Origin of the sequence: Flagellimonas cixiensis (assembly GCF_042134615.1) — a bacterium.
Classification (GTDB): domain Bacteria; phylum Bacteroidota; class Bacteroidia; order Flavobacteriales; family Flavobacteriaceae; genus Flagellimonas; species Flagellimonas cixiensis.
The window spans coordinates 2,035,950-2,059,910 of the sequence record NZ_CP169639.1 but is presented as its reverse complement, the minus strand read 5'-3'; the positions used below and the strand labels follow the sequence as shown (position 1 = coordinate 2,059,910).

Below are 23,961 nucleotides of genomic sequence, written 5' to 3'. Positions count from 1 at the left end.
ATGATCTAACATGAAAAAGTTTGGATTCATAATCCTCAATATTGTACTTTTTGGATCTTGTACAAATGAGAATGATGCTAACAAATACGATCTCATTATTCAAAATGTAAAACTCTTTGATGGAGATCAGGTATTTGAGAAAGCTACCATATTTATCAATGAGGATAAGGTTGAGAAGATCATTACAAACCAAGTTACCGAATTCGAAGGTCAACACATTATAGATGGGGATGGTTTGTGCCTTATACCAGGGTTGATTAATGCACATGTTCATGCTTACGATCCGGATCATTTAAAGGAGGCAGTTGAAGCCGGAGTACTGACTTTACTAGATATGTTCAATCGTAGGTCAAATATCGACTCCCTTAGACAATTGGGAGATAGTTCGAGTCATCATGCCTACTATTATTCTGCTGGCCCAACAGTTACTGTTCCCGGTGGTCATGGATCACAATTTGGACCTGTTCCATTAATTCAAACCGCGGAGGCTGTACCCCAGTTTATTAGAGAACGAGTGGCTGAGGGGTCCGATTATATCAAATTAATTGTCGAACGCGGATCCAAAGAAACACCTATACCTACACTAGATGATGATATGATTGCCTTAGCAATTCGAACAGCCAAGGAAGAAGAGATGCTGTCAGTATCCCACATAAGTAGTAGATCTGATGCAGTAAAAATAGCTTCTATGGGTGGTGATGGTATCGTACATATGTGGGACCGAGGTACTACACCTATTTCTGATCAAGATTTAACCACCTTAAAAAACAGCCAACTGTTCATCGTACCTACATTATTAACCCTTCAAAAATTTTCAGAGTGTCAACCGTGTATTGAAAAGTGGGGTGCCCCACAAATGGAATTATTGAAGGAAGATATGAACCGGCTTCATCAAGCTGGAATTCCTCTTTTGGCGGGTACAGATCCGCCCAATCTCGGTATCAACTATGGTACCGATTTATTCCAAGAATTGATTTTATTGGTTGAAAATGGTCTAAGTCCAATTGACGCATTAAAATCGGCCACATCAAATCCTTCTCAACAATTCAGTCTTGGATCTAAAGGATTCATTCGGGAAAAGAGTTTTGCCAATTTTGTATTGGTCAAGGGAGATCCCACATCAAATATCTATGATATCGAAAATATAGTAAGCATTTGGAAAGAAGGGATCAAAATAACTCCATTCAACAAACACTAAAATGAATATGCGAACTGAGTCATTTGAAAGGACAATGCTAAACGAAAGCTTCGGTGCTTCTAGCTACTGGGGCGCATTCTCATTTTAGTTGGGCGTTACACCTGTCTTTGATTCTTGAGAAGCTTTTAATCATTAGGCTGATTCTAGTACTTAATCCATTTGCTCTAACTGATTTAGTGGTAAGTGTTAACAAATGCGGTTCTGGCCAACCATTAATGGTGGAAAAACACCTATTGATAAAATCAGTGCATTCGTGACAACTTTCTTGTTAGCCCTTTTTAGTAAGGCCGGGTTATCAACTATTGCCGTTCAACCCCCCGTAATTGTTGTATTGTACAAATCGTACAAGAAAAGCTGTGTCCCACTTTGTGCTAATGTATTAAAGTTGGCGCCTGTTCAGTTGCAGTCGCTTTATATCTGGCAATCTCAATGCTACCAATTAAATCCTTAAATTCATAAAGGGTTTATTTTCAGAGAGATGATTGGAGTATTTTTAAAATATAAGTTTTACTTTCTTGTACTTTTAATGGCCTTAACCATTTGGGCTGCTTTCCTACTCCCATCCATTAAAATTAATACGGATTTTTCACAATTTCTTCCCGATAACGACCCTGAATACCAGTATTATCAGAATATAAAAACCCAACTTAAGGACAATCATGCTATTTTAATATTTGGCATAAAGAACGAAACAACCATCTACGAGAAAGACTTTTTATACCAGGTAGATTCTTTTGTTCAAAACCTAAAAGATATTGAGGGAAGAAATAATATTCGGTCAATAACCAATTTATCCTATCCGATAAAATCACTCACAGGTCTCGTTTGGGTTCCTTATCTAGATTTAAATAAAGATCTAGAACGTCAAAAACGTAAAATTGTTCGGGATTTTTCGTTTACCGGTAATTTTCTGAACAAGGAAGGCAATGTTCTTTTTATCTATTTCGAACTTCAAGATCCTGAGAATGAAACCCTAGTTGAGCAGACTTTAAAATCCATTGATTCAGTCGTTGACATACACAAAAACTTGACAATTCATCGATGGGGAAAAACCTATTTACAAAAAGAGTTAAATGAAATTACAAAGCTGGAAACCCAAAAGATCGCAATTTGGGCCTTACTATTTTTAGGCCTTTCCCTACTTTTTATTTTCAGCTCGGTTAGAGCCGCAATTTTGTCAATCCTACTGGTATGTATCTCCCTGATCATCTTTATGGGGGGAATGGTATTTTTTAACACTCCCTTTAACATCATGTCCAATTTGTTCCCAACTATAGTGCTTATTGTTGGGATATCTGACATCATACATCTTTCCATTAAACACAACAAAGAAATTAAACTGGGGCATCACTCGAAAACAGCATTTCGATTAGCACTAAAAGAAATCGGCAGGGCTATTTTTATTACTTCTTTTACTACGGCCATTGGATTTTTTATTTTGAAACTTTCCCCTATGAAAGTATTAAGGGAATTTGGATTACAAGCGGGAATTGCCGTTATCCTCACATTTATAGTTACCCTACTGCTGGCACCTACCTATTTTTTAAGCTCCAATAACTCAAATACATTTCAATTGAGTGGAAGGTTTACAGAAATTGCCCGCAACTTGCATAAAACTTTTGAAAAACTTTATTCTCGACCAAAAACTGTATTTATTTTCTCTGGGGTTTTGCTGATGATATCACTTTTCGGGATGTTTTCAATAAACACCAATAACATCCAATATTCCATTCCAACCAATAGCGAATTAAAATCCGATTATTCTTTTTTTGAATCCCAAATGGGAGGCTCCCGAACTTTTGAAATGCTTTTGGAATCAAAAAACGGCAGTCCTTTGGATAGCCCTGAAATGTTGCAAGCAACCCATCAAATTCACAGTTATTTGGTGGGGTTGTCCTATTTGAACCACGTGAAATCGCCCATAATATTTTACAAAATGTTGCAACAGGCCTATGAACCAACTATAAAAAATAGTCTCAAATGGAATCTAAAAAATGAAGATATTCAACAATTCAACAAAGATATTAATCGAATATCCACTACCAATTACCTCATGGACAAGGAAAAGACCTTGTATAAATTCAATGCCCAAATGAAGGATTTTGGTCGGCATGAAATTGCTGCCAAAACCAAAGAAATTCTGGAACACAGTCGACAGTTAATCGATACTTCGAAAGCTACCTTGCGCATTACGGGAATGGACTATTTATTTGATAGAGCCCACGAAAAGCGAATTACAGAAATGATGGAAGGATTGTTACTTGCCATACTGTTGGTTGCTGTGGTTTTGGGGCTTATTTTTAAAAAATGGAGCTACACAGCCTTGGCATTGTTATTAAACCTTCTTCCCATACTAATCGGTGCCGGTATTTTGGGTTTCACACAATTGGAACTACGCGCAGGCTCCTCCATAATCTTCACTATTGCTTTTGTAATTGCAGTTGACGACACGATTCACTTATTGAGCAAATTTCAATGGGAACGCAAAAAAGGTGCTTCTGTGGATTTAGCCTTAAAAACTGCACTAGCAGAATGTGGAAAGGCCATTATAGCCACTAGCATTATCCTATTGGGCGGATTTTCTATACTCATGTTTTCCAACTACAATGAAATGTTCACTTTTGGATTGCTCATGACCTTAATTTTACTAACCACTTTAGCGGTCGACCTTGTTTTGGCACCTATATTAATCCTCACACTCTTTAGAAAACATCTTTAAATAGTGGCCTTACGAAAGATCAACCGAATGCCACCTTTAGCTTTTAAAGTAATGTTTGGTTCAATTTCTGGCTGAAATCCTTGGGGTATCTCAAAATTGAAGTTTTTAACCATTTGCAGTAAAACAACCTGCATGGTCATCATCGCAAATCCACTACCAATGCAATACCTTGGTCCACCCCCAAATGGAAAAAACACATAGGCGGCTCTTTTTTTGTCCATTTCGGGATCGAAACGCCCAGGATCAAATTTTTCTGGGTGTTCCCAATAATTTGGATGATGGTGCATCCCATAGATATTGATGAGCAAATTAGCCGAAGGACCAATGTTAACCCCATTAACCTCTACCACTTCCTTCGGCTTTCGCATTACAGCACTGATTGCAGGGTAATGTCGAAGTCCTTCTTTTATCACTTGATTGGTATATTTGAATTGTTGAAGTTGATCTGCGAAAGGTGGATAAATGTCACGATTTTGATCTATCTCTTCCCGTATTTTATAGAGAATATCGGAGTTCAATGCGAGCTCGTACAAAATCCAACCCATGGTTTGCGACGTGGTATCATGACCGGCCATAAATATTGTCGTCATCTCATCTCGCAATTGTTTATCCGTCATTCCCTCCCCAGAATTTTCATCTCTATATTGCATTAATGTGGACAACAAGTCATCATAATCATTTACATTCCCCTCCCTTCTATCTCGAATTACTTTGTATAAAATAGCATCAAAACGGTTACAGTTTTCGTGAAATTTTCTATTGCTTTTGGTCGGCCAATTCAAAGGAAGTTTTATCAGACTCCTCATCCATTTAGTGGCAAAACGATTGAGCTCTTCCAAAATACCCAGCATCTCTTTTGATTGATTTTCCAGGGATGAACCAAATAACGCCTTGAAAACTATGGATACATTCAGCGCCAACAATTCTTGGTTTACATTGAGCGCTGCGTTTGCCGGATACCCATTGAGCTTTTCCACGAAAACATCTGTTTCTTCTTTGATAATCTGAAAAATCTGAATCAATTGCTTTTTGTGAAAGCATGGCTGAATTAGCCTGCGTTTTTTTTCCCAAACATCTCCATTACTGGTCACCAAGCCCTCTCCAAAAAAGTAGCGAAGTATTTTAGTGATGCCATGCTTGGAAAAAGCTTTAGGGTTTTCCGAAAAAATATATTTTAGGACTTCGGGATGTTGAACGATCAAATATTTTTTACTCGCAACCCTAACCGAAACTATGGGCTTTTGGGTCATAACCACATCGTTCAAGAATGCAATCGGATTTTTCAATACGCTCCGGGTATGTCCAAATAAGATTGACTTTTTTATGCCCTGCGACTTTTGTATACCTGATTTCAATTTACTTTTCAATTGATTATTACATTGGAATTTCACATAGCCCTTTTGAATTATAAAAGGGTGCCAATTCCACACCATGTTTTACACTTAGTTCATGGATTTTATCTATGTTTTCGATTTTAATATTCCCTTTGCCCGACGAAAAATTTTCAAATTTCTGCTCAAATGCCAATACAACCGCCTCCAAAATGCAACCGTGTGCAATATGAGGTTTTGGATAATTATAAAAATGCTCCCGGTAATCTGGCATAAAATCATAACCATAATTTACCGTTCCCATACCCCCATGAAATACAAACACATCATTCCCCTCCTCTATTTTTGAATCTAGATTTTTAGGATATCCTGCATCGCAAATAATTACATCCTTTTTATGATTTTTTATTTCAATGGAAGCCGAACTAGCTACACAAATAATAATGTCGGCCATAGGAATAAGTTCCTCAAGATGGGTACTCCATGTAATCTGGGCGGTAGAACCGGTGAATTGTTGAACAAAAGCTTCCAACTTTCTTCCATTTCTGGCATTCAACAACAATGCACTGACCCTATTGCACAAATAATGACTACAAGCTGTTCCAATATCCCCTGTGGCACCAATAATCAACACATTGCAATCTTTCAAACGCTTATCAAGTTTATTGACAGCTTCGGATATTCCCTTTAAAATATAGGCCGAGGTCAACGTATTACCTGTGGTGATTTTGGAGGCCGAAGTATCAAATTGGGAAAGATTTCCTTCCAAAACAATGGAAGTAAAACCTCCCAAGGCAATTATTTTAGCTTTTTGGTGAATTGCCACGTTTATGGCTTCATTGACTTTATTGATATTTTTTCTCAAAAAGTGAGGCGTCAACTCATCTGGATCTATAAAAGTTTCGATATAAATTCCATGGACCGTTTTACCTGTTTTGGACTTCGCGGTCATTTTAAAAATACTACGCGGCGGAATGTAACTATATGTGCCTTTGATTTGCTCCACGGTTAGCGGCTCATTTTCACCCAACCTCATCCCATTGATGATGGATTGCACGGAGGGCCAATTATCTTGATGGCCAATTACCGCAAAATCAATAGTGGTCTCATTCTCCATCAATCACCTTGTTTGTCAATTTAAAATTGATGATATTCAGCCATGCACCACTGCCCAAAAATTTTTGTCCCGGTTGAATTCCACTTACTTTACGCACATCAAATGCCAATAGTTTTTTGTTGTCACCGAACAAAAAAGCAGATTCATGGGGTAAGATCCTACCCCAAGCAAATTCGGTCCACGATTTTATTTTAATGCCGAATGCATCAAAGACATCGCCCGTTACGTCTACACACATGGGAACATCAACACCCATTGATTCCCATTTTTGGGAGTCATCATAACTGGAAACTGCCATTAATTGGACTCCTGATTGCATAAATTCTTCTTTGTGATTCATTAAATCCAATAGATGAAGCCGGGAATAGGAACACCAACTGCCCCTGATAAGAATTAGCAACATTGGTGCTTGGGCCACCTCATCAAGGCGACCAAAAGTGCCATCGGGATATTTAACCCTTACTTTGGGCATTTTTTCCCCTATGGTAATTTTTGGGACCACATCGACACGAGTTTTGGAATCAGAGGATTCAGTTAAAGGCAACACGGCACGATTACAGCTTGCATCCAATTTTCGGGCAATGTTTGGTTCCATGCCCATTTTCCTAAACATAAACAAGAATGGAGTTATAGCATATTTGCCAATAATGTACAGACCACTCATTATTAAATAAGGTGGTAACTGTACTTTGGTGTGCCTTTTTAACATGCCGATTTATTTAAGCTGGCAAATTGGCAATCCATTTAATGGATTGCTCCCCAGGAATTCCGATATGATCTAACGCCCTTGCATAAAGAGATAGCGCATTGCCTCTCATGGAACCAACATCCAACCCCACTATTGGCAGAGCACTTTTCATACAATTGCCATTACAAACGCCACAACTATCTTTACAAGTACTGGTCAACGAAAACTCTGCAAGAATCGTCATGCAATCTTTGTGGAGCTGTTCAAACTTTTTTAAGAATTTATCCTTGTCCTTTTTCAATTCATCACGAAGAAATTCTGTGGAATGCTCCATATGTTCCTTTTCTTCTTCTGCTATGGACAGAAACAATTTGCCCGCCTCATTATCCAATGCCTTACCTACGTCGGTGTACATAGAAACTGCAAAAGCCTCCAACATAATTTCTTGAATGGCCAAACAAGCAATAAAATCGTTTTTCTCAGCATAGGATAAAAACAGTTTACGCACCCTACCCCAATATTCTCCTTCCAGATTTACCTTAACCTTGAGCCCCATTCTTTCTGCTTGGGCCATAAAACCTTCAGCATGTTGCCTTTCACTATCCGCATGTTCCACTGCTTCCATTTTTTCATGGGGATCGTCAATGGCCCCTGCCATCGATGCAAAATTGGACATGCCGATTAGTTCGCCAGTAATTGCCTGTGAAAAAACATCGGAAAGCACCTCCAACACTTCTTTACTTTTTGGGTCATAACTAAGTTTTTCCATACCTGTCTTAGATTTTAAATTAAATAATGGAGTAATCTATATAGGGAACACCGTTTCTTATTTTCTGCATCAAATGATCACTGCGTTTCATGCTGACCAACATACCTACAGAGTAAAAGGTGAACTTGAGCACTTTTGGAAGTTTTTTAATTATGGGATCACGTTGATGAAATCCGATAGAGACAAAAGAATATCCTTTCTGGTAAGCTTGTTTTTTTGCGTTGGATATTAGTAGGGAAATAATTTGCTTGTTATAATCGGGCACTGCCAGATACCTTATATAAAGCATTTTTACCGGCTCGAACTCTTTTGGAAGGGCAGACCAACCCATAAGTTTTGCCAACCCATTTATGATAAAGACACCAACCTTAAGGTGAACGGGAATTTTCAATAGCACATTTTGCTTCATCCCCATGGTGTCCACCAAAGCCATAGCCCCTACAATATTATTTGCTTTTCGAACTACAACCAATTTAGTGTTCTTTAATTCTTCGGCACTTATTACACGAGCCAATTGATGCTTTGAGTAGAATGCGTTAAAAAAATCAATCAATTCTGCGGACTCCTCCACAACCTCTATGGATAAACCCTTCACCGATTTCTGCCTTTTGGAGCCAACAAACTCATAGGTCTCAAATGTTCCAATATTTTCAAAATCGGGATAATCACCTCGGTTACTAAAAAAAACAAAAGGCCTTTTATTGCCCTTGGAAACGTTTAAAAAAGCAAAATCAGCCTTGTTTTTATCCAAATACTTGACCACTTCGTTTGTCAACTGCAACCCTATCCCTTTTTTCCTATGGTTTTTTGCCACCCTAAAATCACTAATGTAATACAAGGGGTGTTTTTCATTTTCCACATAAAACAATTGGTCCGAAACACTGATGCATCCAACAATTTCATCATCCTCTTCTGCAACAAAAACATGGGTTTTTCCTCTAAGGCTGGTAAGGTCAAAGAAATTTGGAAATCGATCTATGCGCAACCCCATATTGCCGGACATACCTGTTGACCTTGTCAGATATAACAATTGCTCATTGTCCTTTAATGTGGCCAACCGATAATTAATCATGTACTGCGATGATTAAAATAAAACATAACATTCTGTAGAGTAGCTCTTTAAAGATAGGTAAATTATATGAAGTTGTATCAGCCAATCGAACTGATATGAGGTGATTGGATGTTACGAATTTTTATTTTGACCAAGCGTCAGCAAAATATTTGAATTTTATATTAAAGCAGAACAAATTCCAACTCCTCTGCTATATTTTCTGCCAACTCTTCTTGTGCTTTTAATGGATCATTGGTTAGGCTAGCAAAAGTTTGGGACCATACCTGTAATCCATTTTTAGTGTAGATCAATTGTACCGTGATTTGGTAATAATCGCCTAAGTTCCGAACACTGCCTTCCAAAATATAAGCGACCTCCAAATGCTTCCCGATTTCCTCCAACATCAGGTCTTTATCCTTGTAAAAGAAGGAGGATGTTTTCCCTATCACCGTAAACTCACTATTCTGTGTAAGCTTATTGATGATTGCCTCACTAATCCCTTCCGAAAAATGAGCTTGATCTTGGCTAGGACTTACATCTTCAAAGGGCAGTACGGCAATGGAATTTTCAAGGTCACCACTATTCCAGTTCCATAATGCAAATGCTGAAAGCACCATTAATGCAACCAAACTGGCACCCCATATCATATTAGTGCTTCTTAAAAAAAACTTGGGGCTTGCCATAGGGTTCAGATTATCCTCGGGACTATATTGATGGAGCAAATGGGAGTCACTTGGCAAAAAACCATAATATTCCTTAAATCTTTTGGTGAAATATGCTGGACTTCCAAAACCTACCATATAGGAAATATCAGAAATATGGTGTTCATGCGATTTGAGCAGCTCAAAGGCTTTTTCCAATCTGATTTCGCGAATAAATTGCGTGGCGGATTTTCCGGTTTCCTTTTTAATGATCTTATACAGTTCCGAACGACTTACAGCCATGGAACTGGCTAAAGCTTTTACCCCAAAATGCTCGTTGGACAGGTTGGTTAGGACAACCTGTTTTGCTTTCAAAATAAAACCATTGTGTTTCATCGGACGAATGGGTTACCATTGGAATTGACTTTGATTTGGCGCCTTATTAAGTTACAAAAAATATGGGTTCAATTTTTAAATTGAACTTGGAGATTTTGGTCATGGTGTACAGTAAAAACAAAAAATCCGGCTTGAAAATTTCTGCCGGATTTTAAGATACGCTAGCTAATTCAAATATTCGCATACAGTACTAATTCAGATTAAAAATCAATAGTTACGTTCTTTTTCTTGCCGTCCTTCATTAACTGGAACCGCCCTTTCTTTTTCACATCCCTTCCATAATCATACGAAACAACATAAGCATCTTTATTGATCATCCAACCAGGGTTTTCTGAATATACCTGTTGTCTGATATCCAAAGGAAAAGTAATGTTGTAGTATCTTTCGATTGCTTGGGTAATCATTCCATTTTGATCATAAGTTGCAATGATATGCCCTTGATCATGTGAAAATGTAATCTCATATTCTTCTACATCTTTAGAGAAGAGTTTTGATTTACGGACGTCATATTCTGCCGCTTGGGTTTCCAAATTGGTTACTACCGCGGGAAAACGATAATCAAGTACTACACCAAGGTAAGTGTAGTTAGCTGCTCCAACAGTAACTTCGGAAAGTTCTACGGTTTTTTCAGTTTCTTCCTGTGCGAAAGAGGGCATTGCAAGACACAATGCGAACAATAAAATAAATAATGATTTCATGACTCTAGATTTTAAGATTGAACATTTATTGGATTTGTAATTGGCGGCCTTTAATTACACTGCTAAATTGCGATTTAACCCTTTGAAAGGGTATTACAAATCAGTAAAAAACCTTTGAAAAAAATTTATAGTGCTTTCAAAAAATGATCATTTACCATAAAATTGGGGATTGGAAAGTCACAATTCAGTGGTTTTTCATTATTTCAAGTATTTCCCCTAATTAATTGGTCGATTGGATTGTTCTAAAGTGGTTTGTGTAGGCAGTAGGTGCTTCCGTTGTAAATCCATAAATTTTAACTCTTTACGATAGGGGTCGAACTGTGAAAAGCCATTAAACACCGTCCAATTAATGTTTGGTTTGGCCAAATAGTGGTACATGGAATCTTGATTACCTAACACCGCATAGGTATAGGCCTTTCTATAGTTCATCATATAAGCCGACGCTTCTTTCATTGCATCATCCTTTCTATCCAATTGGGCAAGAGCCAAGGCTTTTAGGTCATGTCGATTTACCAAAGCACTTTCCGCAGCGATCAAAAGAGCTTTTTGATATTCTTGTTGGAAAAAATAATAGAAGAAAAGCAGCGACAACTGTTTTTCCATTGAACCTATAGTTTTAAAATGCTCCGATTGACTCAATTCCAATGCAATTTTGAATTCACCATTGGAAATAAGTTGGTAAAAATAATCATATACAAAAGAGGGATCTAAGGAATACGCTTGAGCATAATTTTGAACCGCCTTTTCATTGTCATTAAACACATGATCATAAATTCTGCCTATATGTTGGTGCAGCACGGCGAGCTGATAGACTGTTGCGTTGATGCCATTGGTCTGAAGTGCTTCCAAGTACACCTCCAACATGTCCCTTCTATCCCTAGATCGATACGATGCATTTTCTGCCTTTTGATAGGTGAGCCCCAAAAGATTGAGACTGGGTGATTGTTTTTCAAAAAACGCCTCTGCCTCGTCCAATAATCCATTGAGCCGAAGAGCTTCCAACTTAAAAAAAGTATTGTTTCTGGATAGAGGATCAAGTTCAGCAGCCCTGTCTATGTACGTTAGGTACTTTTCATAATCTTGCTGTTGTTCGTTATTTCCGTAATACCAAGCAAGTTCAAAATTCACCATGGCATTGTTCGGTTCAATGGCAAGGGCCTTTTCCAGACTTTTCAGCCCCTTTTCAGGTTGTTTAAAAACCTCATATTCAATTATAGCTTTGGAAACATGGGCTATCACCGCATTGGAATCCAGTTGAAGAGCTTTATCAATATTGGAAAGACTTTGCTCCAGATAAATGGAATCTTGGTATTCGAATATGCTGAACTTATTGATCTGGGCATAGGCCATTTCAGCATAAGCTGCCGAGAAATTGGGATCTAAGGCTATCGCCTGCTCCAGATAGGCTATGGAAGCTTCAAAATCCCAGTTTACAGCCAAGGTAGAACCATTGATTTCCTTTCCTTTTAAATATAATTTGTAGGCTTCAATATTACTGGTAGGTACTTTTTCCACAAGTCTGGAAAACTTGGGGTCTATGGTCACCTCCAAAAGTTGGGCCACTCGTGTTGACACCTCCTGTTGAATCTTAAAAAGTTGTGTCATCTCCTCGTTAAAGGATTCGGACCATAATGCCACTCCTTTAGCATCTACCAATCGAACATTGATTAAAATACGATCGTTAAACTCACGAACACCCCCTTCTAAAAAATAATCGGCCTTAAGCTCCTTTGCAATTTCAGGAATGCTCTTTAACGTCTCTTTGTATCTGGAAGTAGAAGTTTTAGAAATAATTTGCAATCCATTGAGTTTGGAAAGCTTTTCCGAAATATCTACGGAAATTCCACTGCAAAACCAACCGTTGTTTTTGTCCTTACTAATATCCTCAAAGGGCAACACGGCAACAATTGGCTTTTTTGTATTGGAAGAGAAGACTATGCCCCGTAAGCTGAATATAGCGGCGGCGGCAACCATTACCAATACAACAGCTACGGCAAGTGCTTTATTGGCAATTGGTGTTTTAGTTTGATCATCGCCATGAGCAACATGATGTTTTACCTCACCTGGACAATAACCATACTTGGCTTTAAAACATGTAGCAAAATACGCTGGGCTGTGAAAACCCACTTCATAGGCAATTTCTGAGACGGATTTCTCATCTTTACCCAAAAGCTCCATGGCTTTTTTTAAACGTACATCTTTGATGAAACGGTTGACTGAGCTACCAGTGTGTTTTTTAATTTTTTTATAAAGTTGGGATCTACTGGTGCCGTAGAGTTTGGCCAATTTTTCCACACAAAATTGTTCGTTATCGAAGTTTTCACAGATAAGACGTGAAATTCGTTCAAGAAATCGATTTTTATTTTCTGATTCCATGAGAACAAAAGGATTTATGGCATTGCCATTAAATTCTGGGGGAATAGTATTAAATTAATAATAATTTACCGTTTTATTGATGATTTTATAATTTTTTAACTATTATAGGAAAATACTCTCAAAATATTGTGGTTAATATTATATATCTCACAACCTATAAACTTTAAAAACACGAAACGGTAATGCTTATTTATGCACGTTAAAAACGTAAGATTTTTCTTCTTTCTACTGCCTGTCGGTGAAGCCAAACCCATCATCCGTCAATCAGCCTACCCTATCCATCAATTAGACTAAAATTTCACTTCTACCTTAAGGTAATTTTGACCCATAACCTTTTATAACAACAAGATGAAACTAATTAGAATTTTTAGCTATGTGCTAATTGCCATGAGCATTACCTTGATCTCTTGCTCTGGGGAAGATGGAGAACAAGGTCCAGCTGGCAAAGATGGGGCTACCGGAGCTCCGGGATTGGCCGGCGGCCAAGGAGACCCTGGACAAGACGGTGTGGATGGTCAAGGTTTTGACGAGCTTACCCAATACGGATACATTACTTTGGAATTGGAAGGAGTTCGCTCCGATGGAGTTGCTTTTACCGACTCCAACACCTTTAAGTTTACCAATACCCAATTTGCGGAAACTCAAACGAATGAACTTTTTATTTCTCAAATCGATGCCGATCAAACCTTATATCAATCTAAAATTGGTCGTTTCTTAAGTGCACCTGACAATGCATACCAGAATACCTTAATCTATATCGAAACCGGTTTCATCAACCCAGGTGAAGAATCTGAGGCAATGATCCAATTCAATTATGGATTAACAAACTACGCAATAATAGGCGAGGACAATAAATACTTTGTTTTAGATCATATATTCAATGGTGCCGACCCTGAAATCGAAAATCTACAAGCCACAGATATTGCTTTTGATGACGCGGACAACCATTTAACTTTTTCATATGCATTTACCGTTACGGCTACTGGAAATGCCACGGGCAACCCTCTGAACGTATCCGGCATTGTTGATGTTTATCTCTTAGAGCAAATCCAGTAATCATTTAAAAAAAATGAATACCATGAAAAAAGTAAGCATATTGTTTGTCAGCCTCATGATCTTAAGCTTAGGCTTGGTTTCCTGTTCAGATGGGGAAGACGGCCTGCCCGGTCCAAATGGTAGTCCTGGTCAACCTGGTGCGAATGCAGACAAAGGCGCCCCTGGAACCGATGGAACCAATGGTGAAGACGCGATAGGATATGAAGAACTCACCCAATATGGTTCTGTGACCGTTAACTTACAGGGTACGAGACCAGATAACATTCCTTTTGATGATTCTGTAGAATTTAAATTTTCGAATACAGAAGTAATTGATGGAATAAATGTACAAGACAATTTAACTGAATTTTCAATAGTTCGCTTTTTAAGTACACCAGATAATGCGTATCAAAACACCCATCAAACAACAAAATTGGATATTGCAAATTTAGGAGAAGCCAATGAAGTCTTGAACGACTTTACTTTTACTGTAGAAAATCTTCCGATAGTTGGAGCGGACAATAAATACTTTGTATTGAACCTAGCTTTTATCCAAAATAATCCGACTGATATTATACAAAATTTTGCGTTTGACCCAGTAGACAACCATCTTACCTATTCCTACGAATTTATCGTCAATGCCCTTAGCAATTCTTCAGGGTTCGATTTAACAGTTTCTGGCGAGGTAGATGTATTCCTTTTAGATGAATTATAAGAAAATAGATATTTCCCCAACCTAACCATTACATCCCTGCCCTGTGCGAATTCATGCACAGGGTTTTTTATTCCAATTTCCCACATCAATCACCAACCCTTTCATCCATCAAACCAAAAGCGGCATTCATCAATTGACATTGAAGTCAAGCATAGCTTTGCTTTATTTTTAAACCCAATACAGTAAACTATGAGATTTAAAAAATACCTTAACATACTCGTTATCGGTTTTAGTCTAATTGTCCTGTCCTGTTCTGGAGAAGATGGTTTGGATGGAGCACCCGGAAATAATGGAAACCCTGGTCTTGCAGGGGAAAATGGAGCCCCCGGAGCACCAGGAAAAAATGGTGCCGACGCCACTGGGTTCGATGAACTTACGAAATTCGGTTATGTGGTATTGGAATTAGAGGGGACACGCTCAGATGGTTTGCCTTTTACCGATACTACCTCTTTTAGATTTACCCCAATCGATTTGGAAGTAGCCCTTTCTTCCCATGTGGAATATCAAGATACCCCCGATGGTCTTTTGCATCAATTTTATGGGGTGCGGTTTTTGAGTATTCCCGATAATAGTTATCAAAATACCTATTTCTCTTTTAATGTGAACATGATAAACCCAGGAGAAGAAAACGTACAGATAACCTCCTTTTCGTATTCGCTCACCAAATATGCAGTTATTGGGGATGACAACAAATACTTTATTCTCACCCAAACCCATAACAACCAAGGACCAGAGATTCAAAATTTACAAATTACCGATGTTTCTTTTGATGCCTCCGACAACCACCTCATCTTTTCGTTTTCATACACTATTGTGGGGTCAGCCAATGCAACAGGACTTCCACTACTAATGAGTGGTTTTGCCGATGTTTATCTATTGGAAAAAATATAAAACAAAAAAGGGCGCATTTTGGTGCGCCCTTTTTCTATCTATTTTATGAATTTTAAGTAATCAAATTACCGTTTTCATCCCATTCGGCGATAACCCCACGTTTGCTCTGGTCCACACATTTGGCCAACCATTCCTCATCATAAGAGACGTCGTGCTGTTCCAAAACATCATCGGGCACTCCATCCCAAACATTGGGCATATTACCTTTATATCCAATTTCTTCAATTCCAATTTTAGAAGTATAAAAACCGGTCATGGTCAGGTTTCGAATCAAGGAGAAGAAATTCACTTCAAAGGGTCGCTCATTTCCGGGCACTTCTGGGTCGTAATACGCAATCTCATCCAAAATGGCCTTTTGTTGTTCCTCCGTGGCATCTTTAAACTCTACCGAGTTTTCCGTATTGCATTTATGATCCAACCACATCAATCCACCGCGAATATCAGGCTGGTACGATGGCACATCTTTCGCCATAAATTCAATGAAATCCACCACTTCAGCGTCCGATGCCGCCTTAAATTCTTCCGAAGCAGGTAAAATAAGGTCACACAAAATAGTCAATGTTTCTATTTCATGGGGGTTCAAAAATTGCTCATCGTTCAGTTCTTGAATCAACTCTTCTTCCAAAGGCACTCGCCCCGGATAGGTGATTTTTGGCGATTCTACCAACTGCTCGGTTTCACCCGAAGGTTTACAACCATGTATGGCCAATCCACCGGCCACGGAACCCAGTACTATCGATTTTAAACTTTTTCTTCTGTCCATGTCCTTATATGTTTTGTTGTTTCAATTGATCCACAATATATTCCGAAGCCCTCATGGAAAGCGCCAAAATGGTCCAGGTACAGTTTTTATCCGCTTGTGAAGTAAATGGTCCTGCATCCACAATAAACACATTGTCCACATCGTGTAGCTGTTGGAATTTGTTGGTCACCGAGGTTTTAGGGTCATCTCCCATTCTCGTGGTTCCCACCTCATGGATAATATTTCCCGGATTGTGCAATCCGTAGTTGGTATCCTTTCCTGGTTTTTCACTCAAGAATTTACCGCCCATGTTTGTCAAGATCTCCTCAAAAGTATCCTGCATGTGCTTGGCTTGGTTAATTTCGTACTCTGACCATTTGTAGTGGAAACGCAGTACAGGTATACCAAATTCATCCACTGTGGTCGGGTCTATTTCGCAATAGTTGTCTCTTCTGGCAATGGATTCACCTCGTCCGGCCATTCCCACAACAGCACCATAGTATTTTTTGGCATCACTGCGCAACACATCGCCATAACCACCTACTTTGGTTCCGAAAAATTTATTGAAATCGTTCACGTTGAAACCAAAACCATAGCTTGGCATACTCATGCCGCCCCATACTTCGATGTGATATCCTCGTGGGAAATCCAATTTGGAATTATCGCCCCACCAAGGCGAGTACACGTGCATGCCACCTACTCCATCTTCGTTATAGGAAACCTTTCGGTTCATCAAATCGGGAATAAATGCTGATCTATCCGCACCAGTAGAATCGTGAAGATACCTACCTACCACATCACTACTGTTACCCAATCCATTCGGGTGCTGTTTACTTTTTGAATTGAGAAGAATACGTGCAGAACTACAGGCTGAAGCACCAAGCACTACTACTTTTCCTTTCAATTTATATTCTTTACGATCTTCTTTGTTGATGTAGGATACTCCTGTGGCCCTACCTTCTTCATCGGTTGTCACCTCACGAACCATACAATTCACAAAAAGATCGATTTGACCCCCGTTTTTCTGTGCTGGAAAAATCAAACAAGTTCCTGCCGAGAAATCAGCATATACCTGACATGCACGGTTACATTGCCCACAATAGAAACATACCCCGCGATCATTGTTGATTTTCTTGGTCAACATGGACAACCTTGAAGGGTAAACCGGAATATTACTTTTTCGTGCTCCTTTTATATAATAAAGTTCGTGCAAACGGGGTTTGGGAGGCGGTAAAAAGAAACCATCTGGATCGTTGGGCAATCCTTCATTGGTTCCAAAAACACCTATCATTTTGTCGACCTTATCGTAATAAGGTTTCACATCATCATAACTAATGGGCCAGTTATCACCATGACCATCAATATCTTTATGTTTAAAATCCTTTGGGCCAAAACGCAGTGAAATACGTCCCCAGTGATTGGTTCTACCGCCCAACATTCGGGAACGAAACCATTCAAATTGGGTACCGTCTTTTTGGGTATAAGGTTCTCCTTCAATATCCCATCCTCCATATGCGGCATCAAAATCTCCAAAAGGACGAAAACGAGTACTTTTTCCTCTTCTTGGACTTTCATAAGGCCATTTTAACTGGGTTTGATGTTCGGGAAGTGCCGGGTCAAAAAACGGACCTGCCTCCACAACGGCCACCTTTAAGCCTGCTTCGGACAGTACTTTTGCCGACATTCCACCTCCTGCTCCCGATCCCACAATAATGGCATCGTAAACAGTTGAGTTTTCAATAATTTGCATTGATTTGAATTTGGTTTAGTTTAATTTATTGAAAATCAAAATATTGAACCTTTAACAAATGCTTTAGCCAACATTTTGAATGTTCTAAAGATACTTTTTCTAAAGATAAACTTGAACGCTTTTTTAGTTTTTCCTTAGGATTTTATGACAGAACAAAATCATTAAAATACCCGATATTTGAGACCACTTAACTTTGAAACCAACTAAAACCGCTTGCATCCCATGGGAAAATACCTTACCCTATCCGTTCTATTTCTAATTACATGTAGCAACCTTGTTGCCCAGAAAGGAAACAACTCCGTCCTAAAAATCAAGGACATTATGCAAGGTGATGCTTTTGTAGGTCACTTACCTTCCAACGCCTATTGGTCCACCGATAATGAAACCTTATATTTTAACTGGAACCCCGATGGTGCTCTAAGTGATTCACTTTATGCTTATGCTGCAAAAAGCAAAGACATCCATAAAGTAGGTTTTTTGGAAGCCAATGCATTGCCAGCTTCCAGACTTACTTACAACAATGATCAATCGAAAGCCTTGTATACCAAAAACGGGGACGTTTTCTTATTGGATGTAGCAAGTTACACGGCAAAACCCATTGCAAAAACTACAAAACGGGAGAGCAATCCGCATTTTACCGATAATGGAAAAAGTATTGCCTTTGTGCAAGACGGGGAATTATTCACTTGGGATATAGCATCTGGGACCCTTGAACAAAAGACCCATTTTGTGAAATCAAAAGATTCCGAGCCTAAAAGAGATTCCAAAGACGAATGGTTGTACCAAGACCAGTTGGACATCTTTGATGTATTGAAGGAACGTAAGGAAAAGAAAGATTCCGGTGACAAAATCAGGGAACAATTAGAGGATTTAGAACCCTTGGAATTGGTGACCGGTGGTAAAAGAGTGATTGGTGTTCAAATTGACCCTTCAGGAAGTTTTATTACCTACACCTTGATGGACCGACCTAATTCAAAAGGCACCATTGTGCCCCATTTTGTAACGGAGTCTGGTTATACGGAAGACCAAAATACCCGTTCTAAAGTAGGAGATGAACCTACCAACTATGAAATGTTCATTTATGACATTAACAACAGAAAAAGCTACCCTGTGGTTTTGGATAATTTGGAAGGATTGGATTACGTACCCGAGTACACCAAAGATTATCCGGACAAACCCTATAAAAACGATGACCGTATCGGCACCATTACCGGCCCAACGTGGAGTCCAAATGGCTCCAAAGCTGTTTTAGATATTCAAGCCAACGATTATAAAGACCGTTGGATTGTCCTTTTGGATCCCAAAACGGGTAAAGTGGAACAATTGGACCGTCAACATGATGAAGCTTGGATTGCTGGCCCAGGCATAGCAAGATGGGGTGGCGGTTCCATTGGGTGGATGCCCGATGAAAAAAGCATCTGGTATCAGTCCGAGAAAACAGGATACTCCCATTTGTACACCATGAATGTTTCCACCAAAAAAGAAAAGGCTTTAACTTCTGGTGAGTTTGAAATCTATGACCCTTTTATTTCAAAGGATGAGAACCGTTGGTATTTTACCTCCAATAAAACTCATCCCGGGGATAGACAATTTTACACCATGCCCTTAAAAGGGGGGAAATGGGAACAATTGACCAACATGGTCGGCAGAAACGATGTGGCCCTCTCTCCAGACGAGAAGAAAATGGCCATTTTGTATTCTTACTCCAACCTGCCAACTGAACTTTATGTTCAGGACAATCCAGTAGTAGCTGGAAAAGCAACCACCGCAGAAAAGATTACAGATTCCTATTCCGATACGTTCAAAAACTATAATTGGAAAGACCCGGAAATTATCACCTTTAAAGCTGAGGATGGAGCCGAAGTGCATGCTAGACTCTATCAACCCGCGAGCAATGTGAAGAACAAGGCCGCTGTTATTTTTGTGCACGGCGCGGGTTATTTGCAGAATGCCCACAAATGGTGGAGTTCCTATTTTAGGGAATACATGTTCCACAATCTTTTGGTGGACAATGGCTACACGGTTCTAGACATTGACTACCGCGGAAGTGCTGGTTATGGTCGCGATTGGAGGACGGGAATTTACCGGCACATGGGCGGAAAAGACCTTTCCGACCAAGTGGATGGCGCCAAAATGTTGGTTGAAAAATATGGAATCGACACGGACAAAATTGGTATTTACGGTGGCTCTTACGGGGGTTTTATTACCTTGATGGGCATGTTCAATGCTCCTGACACCTTTAGTGCTGGTGGTGCAATAAGATCTGTTGGAGATTGGGCAGCTTACAACCATGGCTATACAGCACGTATTTTGAATACTCCTGCAACGGATAGCATTGCCTACAAACGTAGCTCTCCAATTTATTTTGCGGATGGCCTTAAAGGAGATTTATTGATCCTTCATGGTATGGTGGACGACAATGTACATTTTCAGGATATGGTTCGTCTTTCACAACGTTTGATAGAACTTGGGAAGGAAAATTGGGAAATGGCCGTTTATCCTGTTGAACGACATGGTTTTGTGGAACCCAGTAGTTGGACAGATGAATACACTCGCATTTTCTATCTCTTTGAAAAGTCGTTATTGAACAAGAAATAAATTACAGTAAAAAAACATATCTTCCACTTGAAAATTAACCAACAAGTTGGATGAAAGCATTGCTTAAAGCACTGGGTCCGGGCCTTTTATTTGCCAGCATGGCCATTGGCACGTCCCATTTGGTGCTATCTACAAAGGCAGGGGCGCAATATGGCTGGGTAATGGTCATCCCCATTATTTTGGCCAACCTGTTCAAGTATCCCTTTTTTGAATTTGGTATTCGATACACCACGGTGACCGAAAAAAGTTTAATTGAGGGGTATTCCAATTTGGGAAAGATGTATTTGTGGATCTATGCCATGGCAACTCTAATTTCCACATTCACCATATTGGCTGCCCTTTATGTGGTTACAGCAGGTTTATGCATGAACCTGTTCAACGTAACCTCGGTGGGAGCAGATATCGTCTCACTGCTGCTATTTTTATTTATAAGTTTTTTGCTCATTGTCGGGAAATACCGTTTTTTAGAAAACTCCCTAAAAGCCGTTATCACCATACTTTTTGTGGCGCTTTTGATTACCACCATTATGGTCTTGCAAAAGGGACCTGTTCCTGATGCGGCTAATTATCAGCGGCCCGAAATTTTTAACGAAGTTGGCATTTTGTTCCTAATTGGTTTGGTAGGATGGATGCCCACCGCTGTAGAAGCTTCGGGTTGGGTAAGTTTGTGGGGCATGGAAAACTTAAAGACCATGAAAAACAAACCCACACTGAAAATTGCACTGCAAGAATTTAATGTAGGTTACCTACTTACTGGGGTTTTGGCCTTATTTTTTATGATCATTGGCTGGATGACCCTTTATGGCACCGGAACCGAATTAAGTGGAAGTTCGGTGGTGTTTGCTGACCAACTGGTCAATCTTTTTACGGTCCATATAGGAAATTGGGCCTACTTTTTTATTGCTATAGCGGCATTTGCGACCATGTTCAGCACCTGCATGACAGCCCATGACGCCATATCGAGGGTAAGCTTGGATGTTTTACAAAAACTCTATCCAAAACAATCCATTTTCAGCCATAAACATGCTTTTACCGCCATGGTTTTGGCCATGGCACTTATCAATTGGTTGGTAATTATTCTTTTTAGTGCAAATATGGGCAACCTTGTGGCATTGGCCACTTTTGCTTCTTTTGTATTGGCGCCTTTATTGGGTTGGATGAATTTAAAAACGGTTACCAGTCAAGACATCCCTAAAGAAAATCAGCCAAAGTTGGGATTGCGCATTCTTACCTACACCGGCATGGTATTCCTAACCTTGTTTGCATTGTATTACTGTTGGATGCTCATAATGTAATTAATCAAAAAGTACATTATCATTAAGAACCACTATGAGTGAGCGTTGGTTTTTCTTATGAAGAATTTCCAAGCAATACACACCATTGGTGCAATTGTTCAATATCTTTTCTTCTCCATACCCGACAGAGTAAAGTATATTGCTTGAAGGCACCCCTTGTTCCACTAAATATTTTTTTATAACATCTGAACGGCTTTGGGTTAGCTTAAAGTTCGTTGAACTGCCGCCTCTACTGTCCGTATAGGTCTCAATACGCAGTTGCACATCCGGGAATGCCTTTACAAATTCTACTACTTGGTCTAACTGAGAGGTAATTTCCGGGGTTAATTGAACAGAACTGGTCGCAAAATAAAAATCATCCAACTTTACCACCTTCTGACCTTCTCTTTCTTCTACCAAATCATCATATAGGGAAAGTTCAACATTCAGGCCATTTTGTTGGATTTGCTCCATTTTAGCCGCATCAAATTCTTCGATGTATCTAGAAAAGCGTTCTTTGGTGCCTTCCAATACCAATTCGTCCGCTGCTGGAACCTCCAATCGATAATATCCTTCCTCATCAGAATAGGTCTCGGCAATCATTTCACCTTCCATGTTCCATAAACGAACTGCAGCCTTGGCCACAACTTCAGAAGGCTTATACGATTTCACCACTTGTCCTTTAAAAGTGATGGTCTTTAACCCTGGCTTTTCATCCACCTTAAAGCCATAAATATCATCTTTTCCTTTTCCGCCAGGTCGATTAGATGCAAAATAACCTAACAAACCATCACCATCATTTCTAATGATCAAGCCAAAATCGTCGAACTCAGTATTGATTTGTTCTCCAAGGTTGATGGGAATTCCATACCCTTCCCCTTCTACATTGGCCTTATAAATATCCATACCCCCCAATCCATAAAACACATCTGAGGCAAAATATAGGCTGTTCTCAAAAATAAAAGGGGCTATTTCATTTCCAGATGAATTGATTCGCGGTCCCAAATTAATGGGTGCAGACATCATCTGTCCATTATTGGTGTACACAAAATAAATATCTGTTCCTCCGTATCCATCTTCAAAATCAGCGGCAAAATAGAGTTTACCGTTTGAATCGTCATAAAATGGGTAATAAAATGAGGTGCTCAGGTCTTTTAACAAAACTTGGTAGGCACCATTGACATTTTGTTTGGCAATGGCCAAGGCATTTTTTCCATTATCATCAAAGGCTAGTTCATCCTCTTCGGTCGTATTGGACAACACGTAAAAAACACTGTTCAACGCATCGGAGTAGAACGGGGTTGCTTTATGGAAATCTGTTTTGGGAAGGACTTCAAAGTTGTTCACAGACATCACCTGTCCGTTGGGCTGTATCTCGGATTCATAAATATTGAAAAAGCCCTCTCCTCCCGGTTCGTAACGTAATTTTGTATTTGTGGAACGCGCACTGGTGAACAGCAACTTATCCTTGAAAAAGCCCGGTGAAAAATCGGTTTGGGGGCTATTGGCCTCTAGATTGAAAATTTGATAATCCAATTCTTTTTCTGCCGCCTCACTGGTCAACAATTGATTGTTGAACTCCAAATTTTCCATTAATTCCTTTGGAAATTCTGAGGACATGGTAGTTAAATAGGCCTGCTTTTGTTCTGTATCCACGGATTTGGACAAACTCTGAAGCATTTTATTGTAATGATGGGCATCCATCAAGGTATCCTTTTTATAGACCTCCAAATAGGCCTCGCTGGCTTTATCAAAATTATCGGTTTCAAAATAAGCGTCGGCCAAATTCAAAAACTGTTGATTGGTCAAAGGGCCTTCAGAAAGTTGCTTTTCGTAGGCCTCCACCGCTTTTTGGTACTCGTATTGAAAGAAAAGAACATCACCCGTGGACTTTCCTTTTTGAGCAAAACCTAAGCTCATTCCCAAAAAGGCCATACATAGGATTAATCGAATATTTTTTGTTCTGTTCATC

At 39.3% G+C, this 23,961-nt stretch carries 18 protein-coding genes; 7 read left to right on the top strand and 11 right to left on the bottom strand.

Annotated features, from left to right (window positions below; genetic code table 11):
* Positions 1–10: 10 nt before the first annotated feature.
* Positions 11–1,198 (top strand): amidohydrolase family protein, encoded by a 1,188-nt coding sequence (locus ABT310_RS09100; protein WP_375323592.1) that lies wholly within the window; start codon positions 11–13, stop codon positions 1,196–1,198.
* 526 nt (positions 1,199–1,724) lie between these two features.
* Positions 1,725–3,917, top strand: a complete 2,193-nt coding sequence (locus tag ABT310_RS09095) for an RND family transporter (RefSeq protein ID WP_375323591.1) — start codon at positions 1,725–1,727, stop codon at positions 3,915–3,917.
* On the opposite strand, the gene ABT310_RS09090 is transcribed toward ABT310_RS09095, so the two are convergent.
* The 8 genes from ABT310_RS09090 to ABT310_RS09055 all read right to left on the bottom strand — a co-directional run bounded on the left by ABT310_RS09090 (position 3,914) and on the right by ABT310_RS09055 (position 12,984).
* Complete coding sequence (locus ABT310_RS09090) at positions 3,914–5,203, bottom strand: cytochrome P450 (protein WP_375323590.1); 1,290 nt, start codon at positions 5,201–5,203, stop codon at positions 3,914–3,916. The two genes, ABT310_RS09095 and ABT310_RS09090, sit on opposite strands and share 4 nt — an antisense overlap.
* Before the next feature lie 88 nt (positions 5,204–5,291).
* Entirely contained in the window at positions 5,292–6,365 is a 1,074-nt protein-coding gene (locus ABT310_RS09085) for a hypothetical protein (RefSeq protein ID WP_375323589.1), read from the bottom strand.
* Positions 6,355–7,074 (bottom strand): redoxin domain-containing protein, encoded by a 720-nt coding sequence (locus ABT310_RS09080; protein WP_375323588.1) that lies wholly within the window; start codon positions 7,072–7,074, stop codon positions 6,355–6,357. Before ABT310_RS09080 ends, ABT310_RS09085 begins: the two co-directional genes overlap by 11 nt.
* 10 nt (positions 7,075–7,084) lie before the next feature.
* Complete coding sequence (locus ABT310_RS09075; RefSeq protein WP_375323587.1) at positions 7,085–7,822, bottom strand: ferritin-like domain-containing protein; 738 nt, start codon at positions 7,820–7,822, stop codon at positions 7,085–7,087.
* Positions 7,823–7,841: 19 nt separating this feature from the next.
* Complete coding sequence (locus ABT310_RS09070; RefSeq protein WP_375323586.1) at positions 7,842–8,894, bottom strand: GNAT family N-acetyltransferase; 1,053 nt, start codon at positions 8,892–8,894, stop codon at positions 7,842–7,844.
* Positions 8,895–9,055: 161 nt separating this feature from the next.
* Complete coding sequence (locus ABT310_RS09065; RefSeq protein ID WP_375323585.1) at positions 9,056–9,889, bottom strand: helix-turn-helix domain-containing protein; 834 nt, start codon at positions 9,887–9,889, stop codon at positions 9,056–9,058.
* A gap of 221 nt (positions 9,890–10,110) precedes the next feature.
* On the bottom strand, positions 10,111–10,608 hold the full coding sequence (locus ABT310_RS09060; protein ID WP_375323584.1) for a hypothetical protein: 498 nt from the start codon (positions 10,606–10,608) through the stop codon (positions 10,111–10,113).
* A 216-nt stretch (positions 10,609–10,824) separates the two neighbouring features.
* Positions 10,825–12,984: a helix-turn-helix domain-containing protein gene (locus tag ABT310_RS09055; RefSeq protein ID WP_375323583.1), complete on the bottom strand. Its 2,160-nt coding sequence runs from the start codon at positions 12,982–12,984 to the stop codon at positions 10,825–10,827.
* A gap of 348 nt (positions 12,985–13,332) precedes the next feature.
* Between ABT310_RS09055 and ABT310_RS09050 the strand changes: the two genes are divergently transcribed.
* The 3 genes from ABT310_RS09050 (at position 13,333) to ABT310_RS09040 (ending at position 15,625) form a co-directional block, all read left to right on the top strand.
* Complete coding sequence (locus ABT310_RS09050; protein ID WP_375323582.1) at positions 13,333–14,040, top strand: hypothetical protein; 708 nt, start codon at positions 13,333–13,335, stop codon at positions 14,038–14,040.
* 22 nt (positions 14,041–14,062) lie between these two features.
* The gene (locus ABT310_RS09045; protein WP_375323581.1) at positions 14,063–14,734 is read left to right on the top strand and encodes a collagen-like protein; all 672 of its coding nucleotides are present in this window, start codon (positions 14,063–14,065) and stop codon (positions 14,732–14,734) included.
* A gap of 189 nt (positions 14,735–14,923) precedes the next feature.
* On the top strand, positions 14,924–15,625 hold the full coding sequence (locus ABT310_RS09040; RefSeq protein ID WP_375323580.1) for a collagen-like protein: 702 nt from the start codon (positions 14,924–14,926) through the stop codon (positions 15,623–15,625).
* Positions 15,626–15,677: 52 nt separating this feature from the next.
* On the opposite strand, the gene ABT310_RS09035 is transcribed toward ABT310_RS09040, so the two are convergent.
* Complete coding sequence (locus ABT310_RS09035) at positions 15,678–16,388, bottom strand: gluconate 2-dehydrogenase subunit 3 family protein (protein WP_375323579.1); 711 nt, start codon at positions 16,386–16,388, stop codon at positions 15,678–15,680.
* 4 nt (positions 16,389–16,392) lie between these two features.
* Positions 16,393–18,117, bottom strand: coding sequence for a GMC oxidoreductase (locus tag ABT310_RS09030; protein ID WP_375323578.1), 1,725 nt, complete (start codon positions 18,115–18,117; stop codon positions 16,393–16,395).
* Positions 18,118–18,339: 222 nt separating this feature from the next.
* Here ABT310_RS09030 and ABT310_RS09025 point away from each other — a divergent pair, with 222 nt between their 5' ends.
* Together ABT310_RS09025 and ABT310_RS09020 are read left to right on the top strand one after the other, a co-directional pair.
* Complete coding sequence (locus ABT310_RS09025; RefSeq protein ID WP_375323577.1) at positions 18,340–20,715, top strand: prolyl oligopeptidase family serine peptidase; 2,376 nt, start codon at positions 18,340–18,342, stop codon at positions 20,713–20,715.
* A 50-nt stretch (positions 20,716–20,765) separates the two neighbouring features.
* Positions 20,766–22,010: an NRAMP family divalent metal transporter gene (locus ABT310_RS09020; protein WP_375323576.1), complete on the top strand. Its 1,245-nt coding sequence runs from the start codon at positions 20,766–20,768 to the stop codon at positions 22,008–22,010.
* Here ABT310_RS09020 and ABT310_RS09015 read toward each other — a convergent pair whose 3' ends face one another.
* A complete protein-coding gene (locus ABT310_RS09015) occupies positions 22,011–23,960 on the bottom strand; it encodes an OmpA family protein (protein ID WP_375323575.1) in 1,950 nt (649 codons plus the stop codon).
* Position 23,961 lies beyond the last annotated feature (1 nt).